This is a genomic window from Helicobacter sp. 23-1045, from assembly GCF_053654655.1.
The window spans coordinates 40,467-55,171 of sequence record NZ_JBSIUR010000004.1; the positions used below are offsets into that span (position 1 = coordinate 40,467).

General features: G+C 41.2%; 17 protein-coding genes and 1 pseudogene. All 18 read right to left on the reverse strand.

Annotated features, from left to right (window positions below; translation table 11 throughout):
* Position 1 precedes the first annotated feature (1 nt).
* The 18 genes and pseudogenes from mrdA to ACWIUE_RS05230 all read right to left on the reverse strand — a co-directional run bounded on the left by mrdA (position 2) and on the right by ACWIUE_RS05230 (position 14,667).
* The gene (mrdA, locus tag ACWIUE_RS05145; RefSeq protein WP_454135474.1) at positions 2-1,810 is read right to left on the reverse strand and encodes a penicillin-binding protein 2; all 1,809 of its coding nucleotides are present in this window, start codon (positions 1,808-1,810) and stop codon (positions 2-4) included.
* On the reverse strand, positions 1,789-2,244 hold the full coding sequence (locus ACWIUE_RS05150; RefSeq protein ID WP_454135475.1) for a hypothetical protein: 456 nt from the start codon (positions 2,242-2,244) through the stop codon (positions 1,789-1,791). The genes mrdA and ACWIUE_RS05150 overlap by 22 nt, the downstream gene beginning before the upstream one ends.
* A complete protein-coding gene (locus ACWIUE_RS05155; RefSeq protein WP_454135477.1) occupies positions 2,211-3,458 on the reverse strand; it encodes a GNAT family N-acetyltransferase in 1,248 nt (415 codons plus the stop codon). Before ACWIUE_RS05155 ends, ACWIUE_RS05150 begins: the two co-directional genes overlap by 34 nt.
* Before the next feature lie 837 nt (positions 3,459-4,295).
* Positions 4,296-4,505: pseudogene (locus ACWIUE_RS05160) on the reverse strand (GTPase); the annotation flags it as partial.
* A complete protein-coding gene (lptA, locus tag ACWIUE_RS05165; protein WP_454135478.1) occupies positions 4,489-4,965 on the reverse strand; it encodes a lipopolysaccharide transport periplasmic protein LptA in 477 nt (158 codons plus the stop codon). The pseudogene ACWIUE_RS05160 and the gene lptA, both read right to left, overlap by 17 nt.
* The gene (locus ACWIUE_RS05170; protein ID WP_454135479.1) at positions 4,962-5,531 is read right to left on the reverse strand and encodes a hypothetical protein; all 570 of its coding nucleotides are present in this window, start codon (positions 5,529-5,531) and stop codon (positions 4,962-4,964) included. Before ACWIUE_RS05170 ends, lptA begins: the two co-directional genes overlap by 4 nt.
* A complete protein-coding gene (locus ACWIUE_RS05175; protein ID WP_454135481.1) occupies positions 5,494-6,549 on the reverse strand; it encodes an HAD hydrolase family protein in 1,056 nt (351 codons plus the stop codon). The genes ACWIUE_RS05170 and ACWIUE_RS05175 overlap by 38 nt, the downstream gene beginning before the upstream one ends.
* Positions 6,546-7,145 (reverse strand): imidazoleglycerol-phosphate dehydratase HisB, encoded by a 600-nt coding sequence (gene hisB / locus ACWIUE_RS05180; RefSeq protein ID WP_454135483.1) that lies wholly within the window; start codon positions 7,143-7,145, stop codon positions 6,546-6,548. The genes ACWIUE_RS05175 and hisB overlap by 4 nt, the downstream gene beginning before the upstream one ends.
* A 2-nt stretch (positions 7,146-7,147) precedes the next feature.
* Positions 7,148-7,384 (reverse strand): hypothetical protein, encoded by a 237-nt coding sequence (locus ACWIUE_RS05185; protein ID WP_454135485.1) that lies wholly within the window; start codon positions 7,382-7,384, stop codon positions 7,148-7,150.
* Between the two features lie 3 nt (positions 7,385-7,387).
* On the reverse strand, positions 7,388-8,335 hold the full coding sequence (locus ACWIUE_RS05190) for a septal ring lytic transglycosylase RlpA family protein (RefSeq protein ID WP_454135764.1): 948 nt from the start codon (positions 8,333-8,335) through the stop codon (positions 7,388-7,390).
* A 107-nt stretch (positions 8,336-8,442) separates the two neighbouring features.
* A complete protein-coding gene (locus tag ACWIUE_RS05195; RefSeq protein WP_454135486.1) occupies positions 8,443-8,661 on the reverse strand; it encodes a hypothetical protein in 219 nt (72 codons plus the stop codon).
* A 34-nt stretch (positions 8,662-8,695) separates the two neighbouring features.
* Positions 8,696-9,961 (reverse strand): transglycosylase SLT domain-containing protein, encoded by a 1,266-nt coding sequence (locus ACWIUE_RS05200; protein ID WP_454135488.1) that lies wholly within the window; start codon positions 9,959-9,961, stop codon positions 8,696-8,698.
* 52 nt (positions 9,962-10,013) lie between these two features.
* Positions 10,014-10,235 (reverse strand): hypothetical protein, encoded by a 222-nt coding sequence (locus ACWIUE_RS05205; protein ID WP_454135490.1) that lies wholly within the window; start codon positions 10,233-10,235, stop codon positions 10,014-10,016.
* Positions 10,236-10,422: 187 nt separating this feature from the next.
* Entirely contained in the window at positions 10,423-12,057 is a 1,635-nt protein-coding gene (locus ACWIUE_RS05210) for a BspA family leucine-rich repeat surface protein (RefSeq protein WP_454135491.1), read from the reverse strand.
* 62 nt (positions 12,058-12,119) lie between these two features.
* Entirely contained in the window at positions 12,120-13,040 is a 921-nt protein-coding gene (locus ACWIUE_RS05215; RefSeq protein ID WP_454135493.1) for a BspA family leucine-rich repeat surface protein, read from the reverse strand.
* A 13-nt stretch (positions 13,041-13,053) separates the two neighbouring features.
* Positions 13,054-13,203, reverse strand: a complete 150-nt coding sequence (locus ACWIUE_RS05220; protein ID WP_454135495.1) for a hypothetical protein — start codon at positions 13,201-13,203, stop codon at positions 13,054-13,056.
* Positions 13,204-13,303: 100 nt separating this feature from the next.
* Complete coding sequence (locus ACWIUE_RS05225; RefSeq protein ID WP_454135497.1) at positions 13,304-13,795, reverse strand: hypothetical protein; 492 nt, start codon at positions 13,793-13,795, stop codon at positions 13,304-13,306.
* Between the two features lie 95 nt (positions 13,796-13,890).
* Positions 13,891-14,667: a TatD family hydrolase gene (locus ACWIUE_RS05230; protein WP_454135765.1), complete on the reverse strand. Its 777-nt coding sequence runs from the start codon at positions 14,665-14,667 to the stop codon at positions 13,891-13,893.
* Positions 14,668-14,705: the final 38 nt, after the last annotated feature.

Consider the following 14,705-nt stretch of genomic DNA (forward strand, 5'->3'; position numbering starts at 1 on the left):
CCTATTTCACGCCCACTTCTTTAAAATATCCCAATTCTTTCATTTTGTTTGCAAGGGAGGCAAGTATCGGTCCTGCGCTACTTGAACCTCCGCCTCCGTGCTCTACTAGCACGGTAATCACATATTTTGGATTTTTATATGGCATAAACGCCGTTATCCACCCGTGTGAGCGATGATAGTATTCCAACTCGCGCTCTGGGATTCGCTGTAAAATATCCTTTGGGATTCCCACTACTTGCGCTGTCCCTGTTTTGCAGCCCATTGTGATTTGCGACAAAAAGCCCGTGTATCGCGCTGTGCCGTCATCTGCATTGCAGACTTGATACATTCCTAGTCGAAGTGCAGGGAGTTTGCTTTTTTGAAAATCATTTAGCACATCTTTACTCTCTACTAACGCGCTATTTTCGCCTAATTTTTGCGCAAAGCGTGGCACAGGCAGAGTCCCTGTGGCGATTAGTGCGGTGTAGCGCGCGATTTGAATGGGCGTTGCCAAAAATAGCCCCTGCCCTATTGAGGCATTTATCGTATCGCCGATTCGCCACGGCTCCCCGCGTGTGCCTAGTTTCCAATACGGCGTAGGCAAAATTCCGCGCGATTCGCCTATCAAATCAATGCCCGTTTTTTCGCCTAGTCCCATTGTTTTAAGCGTTTTTGCCATATTTTCAATGCCGATTTTGTAGCTCAAACGATAAAAATACACATCTACGCTTCGTCTCAACGCCTTTATCAAATCCGCGCTTCCGTGCTTTTCGCTCCAATCTCTAAAACGCACGCCACCAATTTCCACAAATGGCGGTGTTTCGATGATTGTCCGCTCATCAATGTCGCCGTATTCCAAAAAACTAAGCCCAAGCCCCATTTTTATAACGCTACCGGGCGGATACATTCCATTTATCATTTTATTTAGCAAGGGCGTAGCGGGTGAATCGCGAATCGCGCTCCATTGCTCTTCATTCATACCATTTACAAAGTCATTTAAGTTGTATTCAGGGTAGCTTCCCGCTGCCAAAATCTCGCCATTTGTGGCATCCATCACAATAGTCGCTCCCGCCTTGCCCTCAAACTGCGAATCCAAATGCCGTTGCAAGTCAATATCAAGTGCCAAATTCATATCAAATCGCCTATTTGCGCCCACTTCCTCCAAAATCTCCACATTGCGATTTAGCACATCGACTTTGGTTCTTATGTAGCCTAATTTGCCTTGCAAAAAGTCATTGTAATATCGCTCAATGCCAATTTTGCCAACAAGTCCCGTGTATTTTGCCATTTCATTATCATAAATCTCTTGCTGATTTGCAGAGCCAATGTAGCCGATGATATGAGATGCCATCGTATCATTTGGATAGTGGCGTTTGGTGGCGTTTGTAATGCGAATATTGTCGCTTTGGGAGAGTTGCGTGTAGCTCTTTAACATTTCGCTATATGGGATAAAATCGATGATTGTTATGGGATGATGATTGTAGGGGGAATATTTTGATAGATAGATTTCTTTTAGATTCTGCGCCTCAAAATGCGGAAAATGCGCAATAATTCGCAGAATCTCCCCCTCCAATTTCGCCTCATTTTTTTTTCGCCCCAAATATGGATTTAGCGCGATTGCATAGCCTAGCTCATTTACCGCCAAAGGTTTATTGTTTCTATCCAAAATCTGCCCACGCGCTGGGATTTGCATCTCAACTCTAATGATATTTTTCTGCGCGATACTTACAAAATGCTCGTGTTTGATGATGGCGATATAATAAAGTCTTGCGGCAATTATTAGCAAGATTGCGCCCATAAAGCTTAAAATTATTTTGTATTTAGTATCCATATCCCCACCATTAGTAAGATTTCTAATATCAAATACCACGCCAAAAACCAAAGCGGCGGCACACTCGCGCCAAAAAATGAGTTCAAAACAAGCAATGCAAAATAAACCGATGGAATGTAAATCAGCTCAAAAATATTGACATATTTAAAAATTTTAATAATTTTATTATGCAAAAACATATACGCCAAGCAATACACGCAAAAAAGTATCATCGGCGTAAGTCCCTTATTTGCCTCCATTACGCATAAAATTAGCGTGAAAAAAAACAGCGAATAATACCGCTCACTCTCATAATACCGCACAAAACTCAAAAACAAAATCCCAAAAAGCGGTGGCAAAAACAAATACGCCGAGCTAAAAGCATCATAAATCAACAGCACCGCAAAATACAGCGCAGAATCTACAAAGTTTTGAGTAGAGCTATTTCGTCGCATATAGGAAACTTTTTGCATTTGATACAATCCGCCCATATTTTTTGATTTGGCAGGGAATCTTTGGCGATTTCTACAAAGCCGATTTTAGCGAAAACTTCCTTTTGGTAAGTGAGTGCCAAAACTTCTTTTATGTTTAACGCCCTTGCTTCGTCTAAAATGTGATTTATTAAATGCGTGGCAAGTCCCATTCTGCGATAAGATTCGCCTACGATTAGAGAGCGAATCTCAGCAAGCGTGGGAGATAAGATTTGGAGCGCAGCAAAGGCGATAATGGGCGCGTTTGTCGCCTTTTGTCCCCCCTCCCTTGCGGAGGTTGAATCAACTTGTCCCCCCTCCCTTGCGGAGGGGGTTAGGGGGTGGGTAGATTCTGCGATTAGATTCTGCGAAATTGCGTTAGATTCTGCGTTTTTTGCGTGAATCGCAGAATCCGCGATATTTTCGTCATTGCGAGAAGTCGCACTTTGGGCGACTTCGTGGCAATCCAAAAATTGTGCGTCAGCACCCTTAATCTCGCCCGCTTCGTGCATTTTTATGTGAGATTCTGCGTTTTTTTTGTCATTCTGAGCGAGTGAAACGAGCGAAGAATCTCTATTTAGATTCTGCGATTCTGCGATATTTTCGCCGTTTTTTAGATTTGATTCGCTTATTTCTTTTCGCAAAAAGGGCTGCACCCCCCTCCCCGCTCCCCCTACTCGCCAAAAAGCAGCCGCTTTTTCGCTTTTAGGGGGAGAGCCTCGCTTATCCGCTTCTAGCAAAAAATCGGCGGTTGCACTACTGCAACCTTGCTCCCGATTTTTTGCACCACGAAGCGGGCGAGATTCGGTTGCTTCGCACAATTGATTTTTATCATTTTTGCTATCGCAAAAATTTGTGGATTGCTTCGGCGATTCTGTCGAATCGCCTCGCAATGACGGCGTGGGCGCAGAATCTGCGCTAAATTCTGCGTTTTTCGCGTGAATCGCAGAATCTGCCTCAACATTGTCATTCTGAGCCGTAGGCGAAGAATCTCTATTTTTTAGATTTTTCGCTTCACTCAAATTGACAATGTTGTTTGGATTGCCAAAATTTACCCGCACAACGCTATAAGAGCGAATCGCACTTGCCATTTCGTCCTCACTTCTATCCAAAATCACGCCCCTTTGCACTTCGGGCAAGATAAGGTTGCGCATCGCAGGAATGTCGCGCAAAGTGGGCTTTGAAATCACAAACTCCATTTTTACCCCCTAAAAATTTATATTATACATCGTCCGCAAAATCGCATAACGCAGAATCTGCGTGCTGTTTTTATCGCTAATTGCGTGATAAAGTTTATTTTGCTGTTTGAGTTTCGCTAAATCATTTTTGCTTAATTTATCCGCCTTTGTGAAAACCTGCAAAATCGCAGAATCTCCCCGCTTAAAGGCATTTAAAAACGCCAAAATCTCATCATCAATCGCCAAATTTTGATGGCGCGAGTCGATTAGATGGATGAAAAGTTTGATGGATTCGCGCCCCATTAAAAACGCGCTCAAATTTTTGTCCCACGAATCTTTTTCTATTTTGCTGACTTTGGCATAGCCAAAACCGGGAAAATCCAAAATATGGATTGCAAATTCTTGCGCGTTTGTCTCTTTGGCATTTTCGCGAGATTCTGAGAATTTTGTGTCATTGAGAGATTCTGCGATATTTTTCACGCCGTCATTGCGAGGCGATTTATCGCCGAAGCAATCCAAAAATCCCCCCTCCCTTGCGGAGGTTGAATCAATTTGTCCCCCCTCCCTTGCGGAGGGGGCTAGGGGGTGGGTAGAATCGCTATTTGAAAATTTCACGCTACTATTGTTTTGCGAATCTACCCACCCCCTTTGTCCCCCTCCGCAAGGGAGGGGGAGAGAATGAGATTTATCCCCTCTCATTTGGGATGGGGGATTTTTAGATTCTGTGATTATTTTGTCATTCTGAGCGAAGCACAAAGTGCGAAGCGAAGAATCTAAAACCCGCGAATCTAAATTATATGAATCGTTTTGTTGCAATCTTGAATCCGCATTAGATTCGCCACAATCCAAAGCGATTCGCCACTTTGATTCAAAAAAATTCACTAGCCTAGTTTTGCCCGGTGTGCTTGAACTTTTTGCCAAATTTTTGCGATTTAAAAGCGCGTTTATTAGCGAACTTTTGCCGACATTGCTTCGCCCCAAAATGGCGATTTCAGCGCATTGTATTTGCGGTGCTTGGGAGAGCTTCTCACAGGATTTTACAAACCGCGCGTCAATTACTCTTATCATCTTGCTCATCCATTTGAAAAATCACCTTTGCAGGGCGGTTTTTCGTGCCTGTGATATTGAGATACCCCGCCTCGTTGTTGATGATAATCTCTTCGCCCACCACTTCGTTAATCTTGTCGCTCTCTTTGACTTTCGCGTTGCCTTTTAGGTGGTATTGCCCATTTAGCGCGTTGTAGTGCGCCTCCCTAGCACTCCCGCTTAAAACGCGCTTATCCTTCGTGCGGACCTTAAACTTCACCCCGCCAAACGCCCAATAATGCTGTGGCTTGCGATTTTTATCTACCTTTACCACCACTTTTGGCGCGAACAGCTCATCTTTGCCCTTTTTAATCTCCACATTTTCATTTAGCTCAATAATCCCACTTGCCTCATCTGAGCGAAAATGCAAAGCGGTAATTTCAAGCACATCATCGGCAAACAGCGCAAAAATCGCCATTACATAAATCATCATCGCTCTCATTTCGCGCCCCTTAATTTGATTTTTGCGTGGATATTTTGTGCTTGAATCACGCCATTTTCGTAATTAAAATGCAGTCCTTTGATATCCTCAAACGCGCTTTTTATGTAAAAATTATCGCGCCCTTTTAGGACTTTGGAGCGCAAATCATACACCGCAATGTCGCTGTGCGCTTCATATCCATCGCGCAGATTTTTCACGCCATCATCAAAGTAAATCACATCGCCCACTTTTCTCGCACTTGGCGCATAAAGCGTGTCAAATGAAGTGCCGTTGCGTTTTAAAGTCATCTCAAAAATCTCTTCTTGCGTGCTTTTATCGGGCAGCTCAAATTGCTTTGCATTTTTGGCGATTAGCTCCGTTAGCAAGGCGGTTTTATCAATCTCATAAGCGGTGAAATTAAAAATCTCAATCTTTGGGAGCTTCTGCGGGGCGATTTGTTTAGCGTGTGGCGCGGTGTCAAAGGACAAAACAATGGCAATGCTAATCGCAAGAAGCGCGATGAAAAACGCCGTAACGCCACTGCCTGCGTTAAATTTGCTTTGCAAAAAAGTCAATAAAATCTTCATAAATTTGCTCTTTTTGTAAGATTAGCTCAATAGCCTCACGCACCGCGCCTTCGCCACCTTTGGCGTTTAAAATCGTGATTTTTGGTAGATTTTTCGCGCTAGTTTTAAAGGCGTTCGCGCAGTCATTTGGCGCGAAATTTAGGGACGATTCGGCAAACATAGAAATATCGTTTAAATCATCGCCCACACACGCAATTTGGGTTGAATCAAGTGTGAAATCTTTTTTTAATTTTCGCAGAATCTCGCCTTTGTTTTTGATATTCATAAAAAGCAAGTCGCTTGGGATTTGCAATTCACTTGCGCGAATGTGGAGAATTTCGCTTCCTTTGCCCGTAATAATGGCAACTTTGCGTTTTAAAACTTTGCACCAATAGGCAAGAGCAAGTCCGTCTTTGACATTGAATGTTTTTGATATTTCTGTGATAGGTGCGTCATCTTGTTTGCAATTTGTTCTGGGGTATTCATTCGAGTCGTTTTTATGCGAAACTTCGCTCAATGGACGCCCAAGTCCTATTTTCGCTCGTTCCGCATAAAAACGACTCGAAGCAACACCGCCATTACTTCGATTGTTTGATTGCGAATCGTGCGCTGTGTGAGATTCTGCGTTTATTTTGTCATTCTGAGCGAAACGAGAGTTGAGCGAAGAATCTCTATTTTGAGATATTTCGCTTCGCTCAATATGACAATTTATTTTGGATGGTTGCTTCGCTTCGCTCGCAAAACAAGGCGAAGCCGAAGTTTCTTTATCCAATTCTGCGAATTGCTTCGGCGAATCTTGCGATTCGCCTCGCAATGACGATTCGGACGCATTTAAAACAACGGAAGGATTTTCGGTATGGCTTTCGTAGTTTTTGGGATTTTTTGGGGTTGAGACTAGACTTTGTGTCTGCGAAACCCCAAAAAATCCCAAATCTACGCAATGATTACCCAAAGACAAATTGCCACACAGCGAATAACCATACACCAAACTCCCATCCGTTAGCGTCCCATCTACATCAATACAAAGCAACTCAATCACAGCGTCCCTTTTGTGCTAGGTATTTTCACGCGCTCATTGATTTTTACCGCATTTCTCAAAGCAACCGCAAAGCTTTTAAATGTCGCTTCGATTATGTGGTGGGCATTTTTACCGCGTTTAAAGACAATGTGCGCCGTAAGATTGGCGTTATTTACAAGTGCGCGAAAAAATTCCTCCACTAACTCACAATCAAACGCGCCCACTTTTTGCGGAGTGATTTTGCCTGATTTTAGCGCGTTAAATGGCATATCAAAGTGCAAAAACGCCCGATTTGCAATATCTAGCGAACACTCCACGCACGATTCGTCCATCACCAAACTTGCAAAGCCAAATCGCTCGATATTTTTCACAGGATAGAGCGATTCGCCTAAAAGTTTGCCGATGACAATCCCGCAATCCTCCACGCTATGGTGCGAATCTACTATCAAATCGCCCTTGCAATTTAGCTCCAAATCCACCAAACTATGTTTAGCAAAAGACTCTAACATATGATTAAAAAATCCTATGCCCGTCTCAATGCGCGATTCGCCACTGCCGTAGAGTTTTAGCTTTGCTGTTATGTCTGTTTCTTTTGTTTTTCGCTCTAATTTTTTCATTTTTACCTCCATTTTGGCAATTCGTCTCTTACGCAATTCGTAGCAAAGCGTAGAATTTGCGAGGGCGAAAGCCCGAAGCAACCATCTTTGCGGGAGTTTGAAAAATTCTCGCTCAATGGACTTTTATGTCCTATTTTCGCTCGAATTTTTCGGCACAACCCACAAATCTCGCGCAAGATACTAGAATTGCTGAATTGAAAATTTATAGATTCTACACTAGATTCTGCGTTTTGTTTCATAAACTAATCCCTAACAAAAAATCCCTCGACTTTTTGCGCTTTGATAAAGTCTCGCGCCTCTGCCTCGCTTTTAAATCCGCTGATAAATACGCGATAAATTGTCGCACCCTCAAATTCGCCCTCTTTTATAATCGTGCGATAATTGTCGTAATTGTGCGTATTTTGGTAGGTTTCAGCACCTGCGCGTTTTCTAAATGCGCCAATTTGCACAGAGAAAATCCCGCCTGTGATGACTTTTTCGCTTTCCCCTGTTTTAAACTCGTCCTTAAACTCACTAGAATTTACCATATCTTTGATAATCGTAGAGTTGCTTGCTGCGTCATTTGAGACGATTCCGCCAAAGCCAATCACTTCGATATTTACCCGCGCCGTGCCTGTTTTTATCATATCAATATCCTGCGCTGCCACCTTTGATAAATCGATGATTCGCCCCTCCACAAAGGGTCCGCGGTCGTTGATTCGCACAATCGTAGTGCGCCCACTATCCAAGCTATACACCTTTACAATCGTATTCATCGGCAAAGTTTTATGCGCTGCGGTGTGGAGATTCATATTGTAAATCTCGCCATTTGAAGTCTTTTTGTTGTGAAAATTTGGTCCATACCAAGATGCGATGCCATCCCAATTCTCGCCGATTTGGACGCGCTGTGGGTAATACCACTTGCCGTTGATTTGATATGGCTTCATCGTTGCGCGTTGAATCGCATCGCTATCTCTCGCCGAACCAAACTTTATATTTTCAGGCGGTGGGATTTCAGACTCCACTCTCGCCTTGCCTTCCGTGCTATTTGTGCGATTTTTATTGCCTTCTTTGTGGCGATTTATGTATTCATCAAATCCATCATAGCTTTGATACGCGCCAATTCCGCCACGATAAGTGCTAGTATTCGCGCACCCCGCGATAAAAATCGCCACCAAAATCACACCTAAAATTTTCATCGATACTTTCATTTTGCAATCCTTAAAAAAAGATGTGAGTTTAATATAAATTGCCTTAAATAAAGCATAAACGCAGAATCTGCGGTAGATTCTGCGAGATTCTGCGAAAATGCACGAATTTACGCGTGTGAGATTCTGCGAAAAATCCCACAAAACGCAGAATCTATCTCCACTTTGTCATTGCGAGTGAGCGAAGCGAACGCGGCAATCCATAGGATTTTCAAATATAATCCGCAAACATAATATAGATTGCCACGATTCTGCATTCGCAGAATCTCGCAATGACGGAAAATGCACGAATTTCTGCGTGTGAGATTCTGCGAAAAATGCGATTTCACGCGAGATTCTGCGATTCACACAAAATCGCAGAATCTACTTCCTAGCGAACTGCTTTTGATTATAAAGCGGAATCATCAACTTTTGATTTATCGCGATTTGGGATTTTTTGAGATTATTTGTATTTTTTATCGTGTCAATGCTGACATTGTAGCGGCGCGAAATGCTATACAAACTATCGCCCTTTTGCACCATATACACGATATAAAACTTCGATAAATCCGCCTTGCGTGGTTTAAAATTTTTCTTAAAATTTAAGAGTTTTTCATAGGGCAGATACACATCGTATTCATCGCCGTTTGGCGGGAGAAAGTTGTAGTTAAAGTGGCGATTATACTTGCGAAGCGTGTCAATATGCAGTCCCGCGCCTCTTGCAATAGAGATAAAGTCCGTGCCGGCGGGGACTTTGATTGAGGCGATGGTGATTGTCGCGCCACGATTTAAAAAGTGCTCTTTGTCTTGCGATTTTAGGCGATTCACATTGCTAAATGCCAAATTTATCGATAAAATCGAGCGGATATAATTGCGCGTTTCAGGCGGTATAAAGTCCATTAGCACATTTATATCATCGCTCCCCGCGCTATCAATCGCCCTTTTAAGTCGCCCAATCCCGCAGTTATACGCCATCGCGGCAAGATACCATTTGCCTGTTTGATTTTTGAGCTGTTTGAGATAGTTTATCGCGGCTTCTGTGGATTTTATCGGGTCTTTTCGCTCATCGATAAAATCATCAATGCGAAGTCCCAAACTTTTCGCCGTGCTAGGGATAATCTGCCAAAGTCCCACCGCCTTTTTTTTTGAATATGCGCGGGTTGAGAAGTGCGACTCCACCATCGCCAAAAATAAAAATTCTTGCGGGACGCCCGCATCGGTTAGCATTTGGCGCAAAATAGGGATGTAATCATATCCGTTATCATAAATCGCCACGAAATTCTCCCAATTTTGCCCGATGGTTTTCTCGTAATATTGCTCAAAAAACGCGCTGTCGATTTGATAAGCGGTGTCAATATCAAAGATGGATAGGATATTTTGCGCCTTTGCGCTGGTATCATAAAAGTCTGCTTTTAGCGCACACAGCGCAAATAAAGCATAAAAAAGAATTGCCTTCAAACTAAATCCCTTTATTTTGAAAATAAAATTTCGCTTCGCATTGTAGTGAAATAAACTTAAAATATCAGCAATTTTTGATTTTTGTTGAATCGTGCCTTTGCTTTTATGCGTTTTGATGAAGGCACAAATCGCAGAATCTAGCGTAGATTCTGCGAATTTTTGAAGATACTGCGATTTTGGCGTGAAACGCAAAATCTATGAGTTTTTTGCAGAATCTAAAAAAATATCGTGTGATTTTTGCAATTTATTTCTTATACTTCGAAAAGTGCGCCTTCCCCGCTTTCCACAAATATCTATCAAGTTCTTTTAAACCACAATCCAAATCATAAAATGCGCGAAAATCATTCAACGCCTTTTTAAATCGCCCATAATCACGCAAATCGTGCGATGAATCTTTTGCCAAATTTTGCTTTGAATCCTGCACTAAATCTTTACTTGTGCCAAAAATTTTATCAAAAAGTCCCATTTTAAAGTCCTTTTATTACAGGCACAGCTGCAAGTATCGCACCAATAGCGGAGAAAACAGCAACCGCAAGCATAAGATAATTAAATTTCTTTTGATTGCTTTCATTGACAATCTCGGCTACTTGCTTAATGGTTTCTTTTAACTCTTTATGTTTGGATTCTATGTTATATCTTTGGGATAGTTGATTCTAAAATTGCAATACCGACAAATCCGCACTTACGGGCATATTTTGATAATATTGCAAGTCAAATTCGCAAATCTCTTTGTGGCAATTTGTAAGTTTTGTTTGTTTGTCTCTTGCTTTTTTATTGAAATATTCCATTTTTGTCTCATAAGCTTTTGCCAATATCAAAGAACCGATAAGATTTAGGATTCGATAGCTGTTTGTTTGCGTTGTATCGCCATTATAGATTCGCATTATATGTTCTTTGTCCTCTAAAATGACTTCTATATCATCATTTTTATAGTCTTTTTTATGCGAATCAAAATCAAATCCATCAAATTCCTCATCATCTTTTCTTTGCTCTATGGCAAGGATTTGTTTTAGCTTACTATCTTGCGGTAGTTTAAAATCATCAGTTTCTACTACAAAGCAATATCCAAAAATTCTATAATATACAAATTCCCAATCCAAATCCGTAGCCGAAACAATCTCGCCACCATTGCCCTTTGCAAAAAATATTTCATATTTTGCTTTGATATTTTCAGGTATCCACCTATACAAACAATCTTTTTTCTTTGATTCGCTTAATTTATTTAAGCTATTTGGGATATTAGCAACTCTATAAATTCTAAATTCGCCCACATTTCTAGCAAATTTTTTGCTTTGTGTGGTGGTTAAATCTAACGCATTTTGGCTTGAATCTTGCAAAATTTCTTTTTGTTGCTCTTTACCATCATCGCTAATTTGCGTAATTTCAAGCTGTAATGGACTACCCTTTGTGATATTTGTAATGTCGCAATTTTCGTTGATTTTCCAAGCAAAAGTGCGATTTAGCGACTTCGTATCCGCAAACATTCTTTTCATATTTTGCGCTTTGCCAAGTCTTGTGCCCCACGCGCTTAAATCTTGATTGAAACTCTCTGCCTTATTAAACATACTTCCCAAAGCCACAGCATTTGACAAATCCCATTTATCCAAAGGCTGATTAAACGCCTTTGCACCCATAAACATTGTAAAACACTTCGTTACGCTAGACATAATCCAATGATTTATGGGCTGATTGAATCGCTCCGCATTCCAAAACATTTCCCAAGTCCAGCCAACTTTATCCATTTTCCATTTCTCGCCAAAGGGTTGTCCGCCGTTGTTGAAACTCTTTGCTTGAGAAAACATTCTTATCATATTTGTCGCACTGCTCGTATCCCAATGCGCCCCAATGGCTCTATCGAAACTCTCCGCACCCCAAAACATCGCTTCAAAAGTCCGCGCACTTTTTATCTTATCGCCCCATTTTTCTATGGGAGCATTAAAGGTTTTGCACTGCGCGAAGCATAGCTCAAATCCCACGACATTGCTGACATTCCAATCCTCAATGCCACTAAAATCGCTCCGCGCACTTTTATAAAACAACGCTTTCATATTTGTAACTTTGCTCGTGTCGATTTTTGCAAGGCTAATGAGTTCGCCTGTGCTGTCATCAACGCAATTTACTAGCATTTTAAGCTGTTTTTTATCGGGCATAAATTGTCCCTTGTCGTTTTGCGGGATAGATTCACGCGCTAAAAATTCACTTAAAAGCAAAGTTTTTGGAGTAGATTCAGTTGAATCTGCACTCGAATCACTATGAATCTCTGTGTTTTCTACATTTTCATTTGTCATTGTTTGTCCTTTGTGTTGAAATTAAAATGTGGTGAATCCTATCAAAGATTCGCCAAAAAATTTTACTCATCGTCCTCCCAATCCTCATCATCGCATTCATCGTCATCGTCCCATATCCCCTTGCTATCTACAAATTCAAAAGAATTGCCCTTATCTGCATTTGGCAATTTGGATTCATATTCATTAGCCTTTTCCTTATTGTAAAATCCTTTAATTATCTTTTTGATAATATTATCCTTATCTATTTCAACCCACCAACAACAATCAGCACCCCAAGTTAGCCACCTTAATCCTTGCAAAATATAGCGCATATCATTTACTTTTTTGCCGATAAAGGTTTCAACTTCAATGTGCGGTTGATAACCCAAAAACAGCGTTTCATTTTCGCCAACCTTGCCTGAATCTAACGCTTCTAATCTCGTATCATATATGCCAAGCAACTTATCCAAACAATAATCCTCATTCATATTAACAGCAACTGCCTTGCGGACGCCATTTCGTAGCAATAAATCTACTTCGCCAATGGCTAAATCATTATCAATTATAAGTTCCTCCAAATCCGCCAAACTTATATCAGGCTGATAGCCTATGGCACTGAGATATTCTGCGCCCATTTCTTTGTATCTACCATAAACAAGCAACCGCTTATTTTTTATCCATATAGTTGCTTTTAGGCGATTAGGATATTCGCTAATTGTTTGGACGATTATGTCGTCCTCATCGACTTTAACCAAATATGCTTTTTTAAATTTTTCACATATTATAGATGCTAAATCAACGCTCATACCCTCAAACATAGCACCTAAATTTTTTATTTTTGATAAATCCCATTTCTCAATCCCGCTAAAATCCGTGCGTTCGCTAAATTGAAAAAGCATATGCATATCAGTAATCGCACTCGTATCAATGTCGCCTAAATTTATATTTTCATCATCAACAAGCTCTTTTAGCTCGTTATAACTTTTTGGATTATATTTTGCCATTTTGCACCTCCATTTATTTGCTTCTCTTGCGTTTAATATACGCTTTATACGCCGCTGTGCCTTTTCTAATCGCTTTCATTTTGTTTGTAAGGCTTCGTTTCCTATCGCCCTGCGCTTGTGCATAAGTCCTAGCTCTGCCTTTTGTCCCTCTTGCTGCTGCCATTTTTTGTCCTTTCATATTAAAATTTATTCGCCTTTTGGGGCGAATCGTGTTTGCTAACCGCCGACTAAAAAACAAATGCGCTAATTTCGCGCTAAAAATTTCAAACTATCATTTTGATTCCTTTGTGTGTGGTGTGAGAATTGAAATGTGTCGTCATTGCGAGGCGAATCTTTGATTCGCCGAAGCAATCCATAGGATTTGCGAACGAAGTGAAGCAACCATCCAAAACACGCGAATCTAAAAGATTATGAATCGCAATGACCCAAAAGCGAATCAATAAATCTAACCGCAGATTCGCATAAAGTAAGAGATTTACACACAATTCAAAAGTCGTTGAAGTAGATTGCTTCGTTGCGTTCGTTTCACTCACGCGCCTCGCAATGACGGGATTTTTTGTGTTTTGCTCACGCTTATCGCGCCTCGCAATGATAGAGTGGAGTAGATTTTTAAAATTTAATGCGTGAGTTTTGGATAAGTGGCGTAAAAAATCAGTTAAATAAAGGACAAATCCCCCCCCCCCATTTCGTTTTTTGAAGTAAAGTTTAGCGGATTTGTTGAATTTGCTGAATGGATTCGTGCTGAAAATTTTCAAATTTTGCCCTTTTAAAAAAATAAAACTTGCGAATTGTAGTTTGAGTTAAATTAAAACTTTCTTAAAACATTTCAGATTCTGCACTTTACATAAATCTAATCGCAGAATCCAAATACCCGTTCTGCGTTTGCTGTGCTAATCTCTGAGATTTTTTCCACGCTTAAATGCAAGTGATTTGCCAAATGCTCCGCGATTAGCGGGATAAATGTCGGCGCGTTGCGCGTCCCACGATACGGCGTAGGCGCAAGATATGGCGCGTCTGTTTCAAGCACAATGCCTTCAAGTGGTAGTTTTGGGGCGGATTCGTGCAAGGATTTTGCATTTTTAAAGCTAATCACACCGCCGATTCCATAGTAGCAAGGGCATTTTAGCGCATTTACCAAATTCATATCGCCGCCAAAGCAGTGAAAAACCACGCATTTTAGGGCAGATTCGTAATCGCGCAAGATTCGCACAATGTCTGCATTGGATTGCCGTGTGTGAATGATTATGGGCATATTTAGGGCGATTGCAAGTTCAATTTGTGCGCGAAAGCCACGCTCTTGGGCGTTTTTTGTCGCTTCATCATTTTTGTAGTGATAATCTAGTCCGATTTCGCCCACCGCAAGGCATTTTTTGTGATTTGCCGATTTGTGCAAAGTCTGCAAAGTGTGCGAATTTAGCGTATGAATCTCATTTGGGTGAATCCCCACGCTAAAATAAATCTGTGCGTATTTTTCCGCCAAAGAAATCGCCTTTGGCAAATCCGCCAAATCCGCGCCCGGTATTAGCATTTTTTCCACGCCCAAATCCGCACAACTCTCCAAAATCTCGTCCAAATCGCCCACAAAATCCGCGCTATCCAAATGACAATGCGTATCAATAAATTTCACACTCAAAACTTCGCTCCCAAAAAATTTTGCTAAAATAA

Bases quoted from the DNA above. Each gene is read 5' to 3' on its own strand.
- mrdA (WP_454135474.1), bottom strand. From the start codon at position 1,810: ATGGATACTAAATACAAAATAATTTTAAGCTTTATGGGCGCAATCTTG.
- ACWIUE_RS05150 (WP_454135475.1), bottom strand. From the start codon at position 2,244: ATGCGACGAAATAGCTCTACTCAAAACTTTGTAGATTCTGCGCTGTAT.
- ACWIUE_RS05155 (WP_454135477.1), bottom strand. From the start codon at position 3,458: ATGGAGTTTGTGATTTCAAAGCCCACTTTGCGCGACATTCCTGCGATG.
- lptA (WP_454135478.1), bottom strand. From the start codon at position 4,965: ATGAGAGCGATGATGATTTATGTAATGGCGATTTTTGCGCTGTTTGCC.
- ACWIUE_RS05170 (WP_454135479.1), bottom strand. From the start codon at position 5,531: ATGAAGATTTTATTGACTTTTTTGCAAAGCAAATTTAACGCAGGCAGT.
- hisB (WP_454135483.1), bottom strand. From the start codon at position 7,145: ATGAAAAAATTAGAGCGAAAAACAAAAGAAACAGACATAACAGCAAAG.
- ACWIUE_RS05185 (WP_454135485.1), bottom strand. From the start codon at position 7,384: ATGAAACAAAACGCAGAATCTAGTGTAGAATCTATAAATTTTCAATTC.
- ACWIUE_RS05190 (WP_454135764.1), bottom strand. From the start codon at position 8,335: ATGAAAGTATCGATGAAAATTTTAGGTGTGATTTTGGTGGCGATTTTT.
- ACWIUE_RS05205 (WP_454135490.1), bottom strand. From the start codon at position 10,235: ATGGGACTTTTTGATAAAATTTTTGGCACAAGTAAAGATTTAGTGCAG.
- ACWIUE_RS05210 (WP_454135491.1), bottom strand. From the start codon at position 12,057: ATGACAAATGAAAATGTAGAAAACACAGAGATTCATAGTGATTCGAGT.
- ACWIUE_RS05215 (WP_454135493.1), bottom strand. From the start codon at position 13,040: ATGGCAAAATATAATCCAAAAAGTTATAACGAGCTAAAAGAGCTTGTT.
- ACWIUE_RS05220 (WP_454135495.1), bottom strand. From the start codon at position 13,203: ATGGCAGCAGCAAGAGGGACAAAAGGCAGAGCTAGGACTTATGCACAA.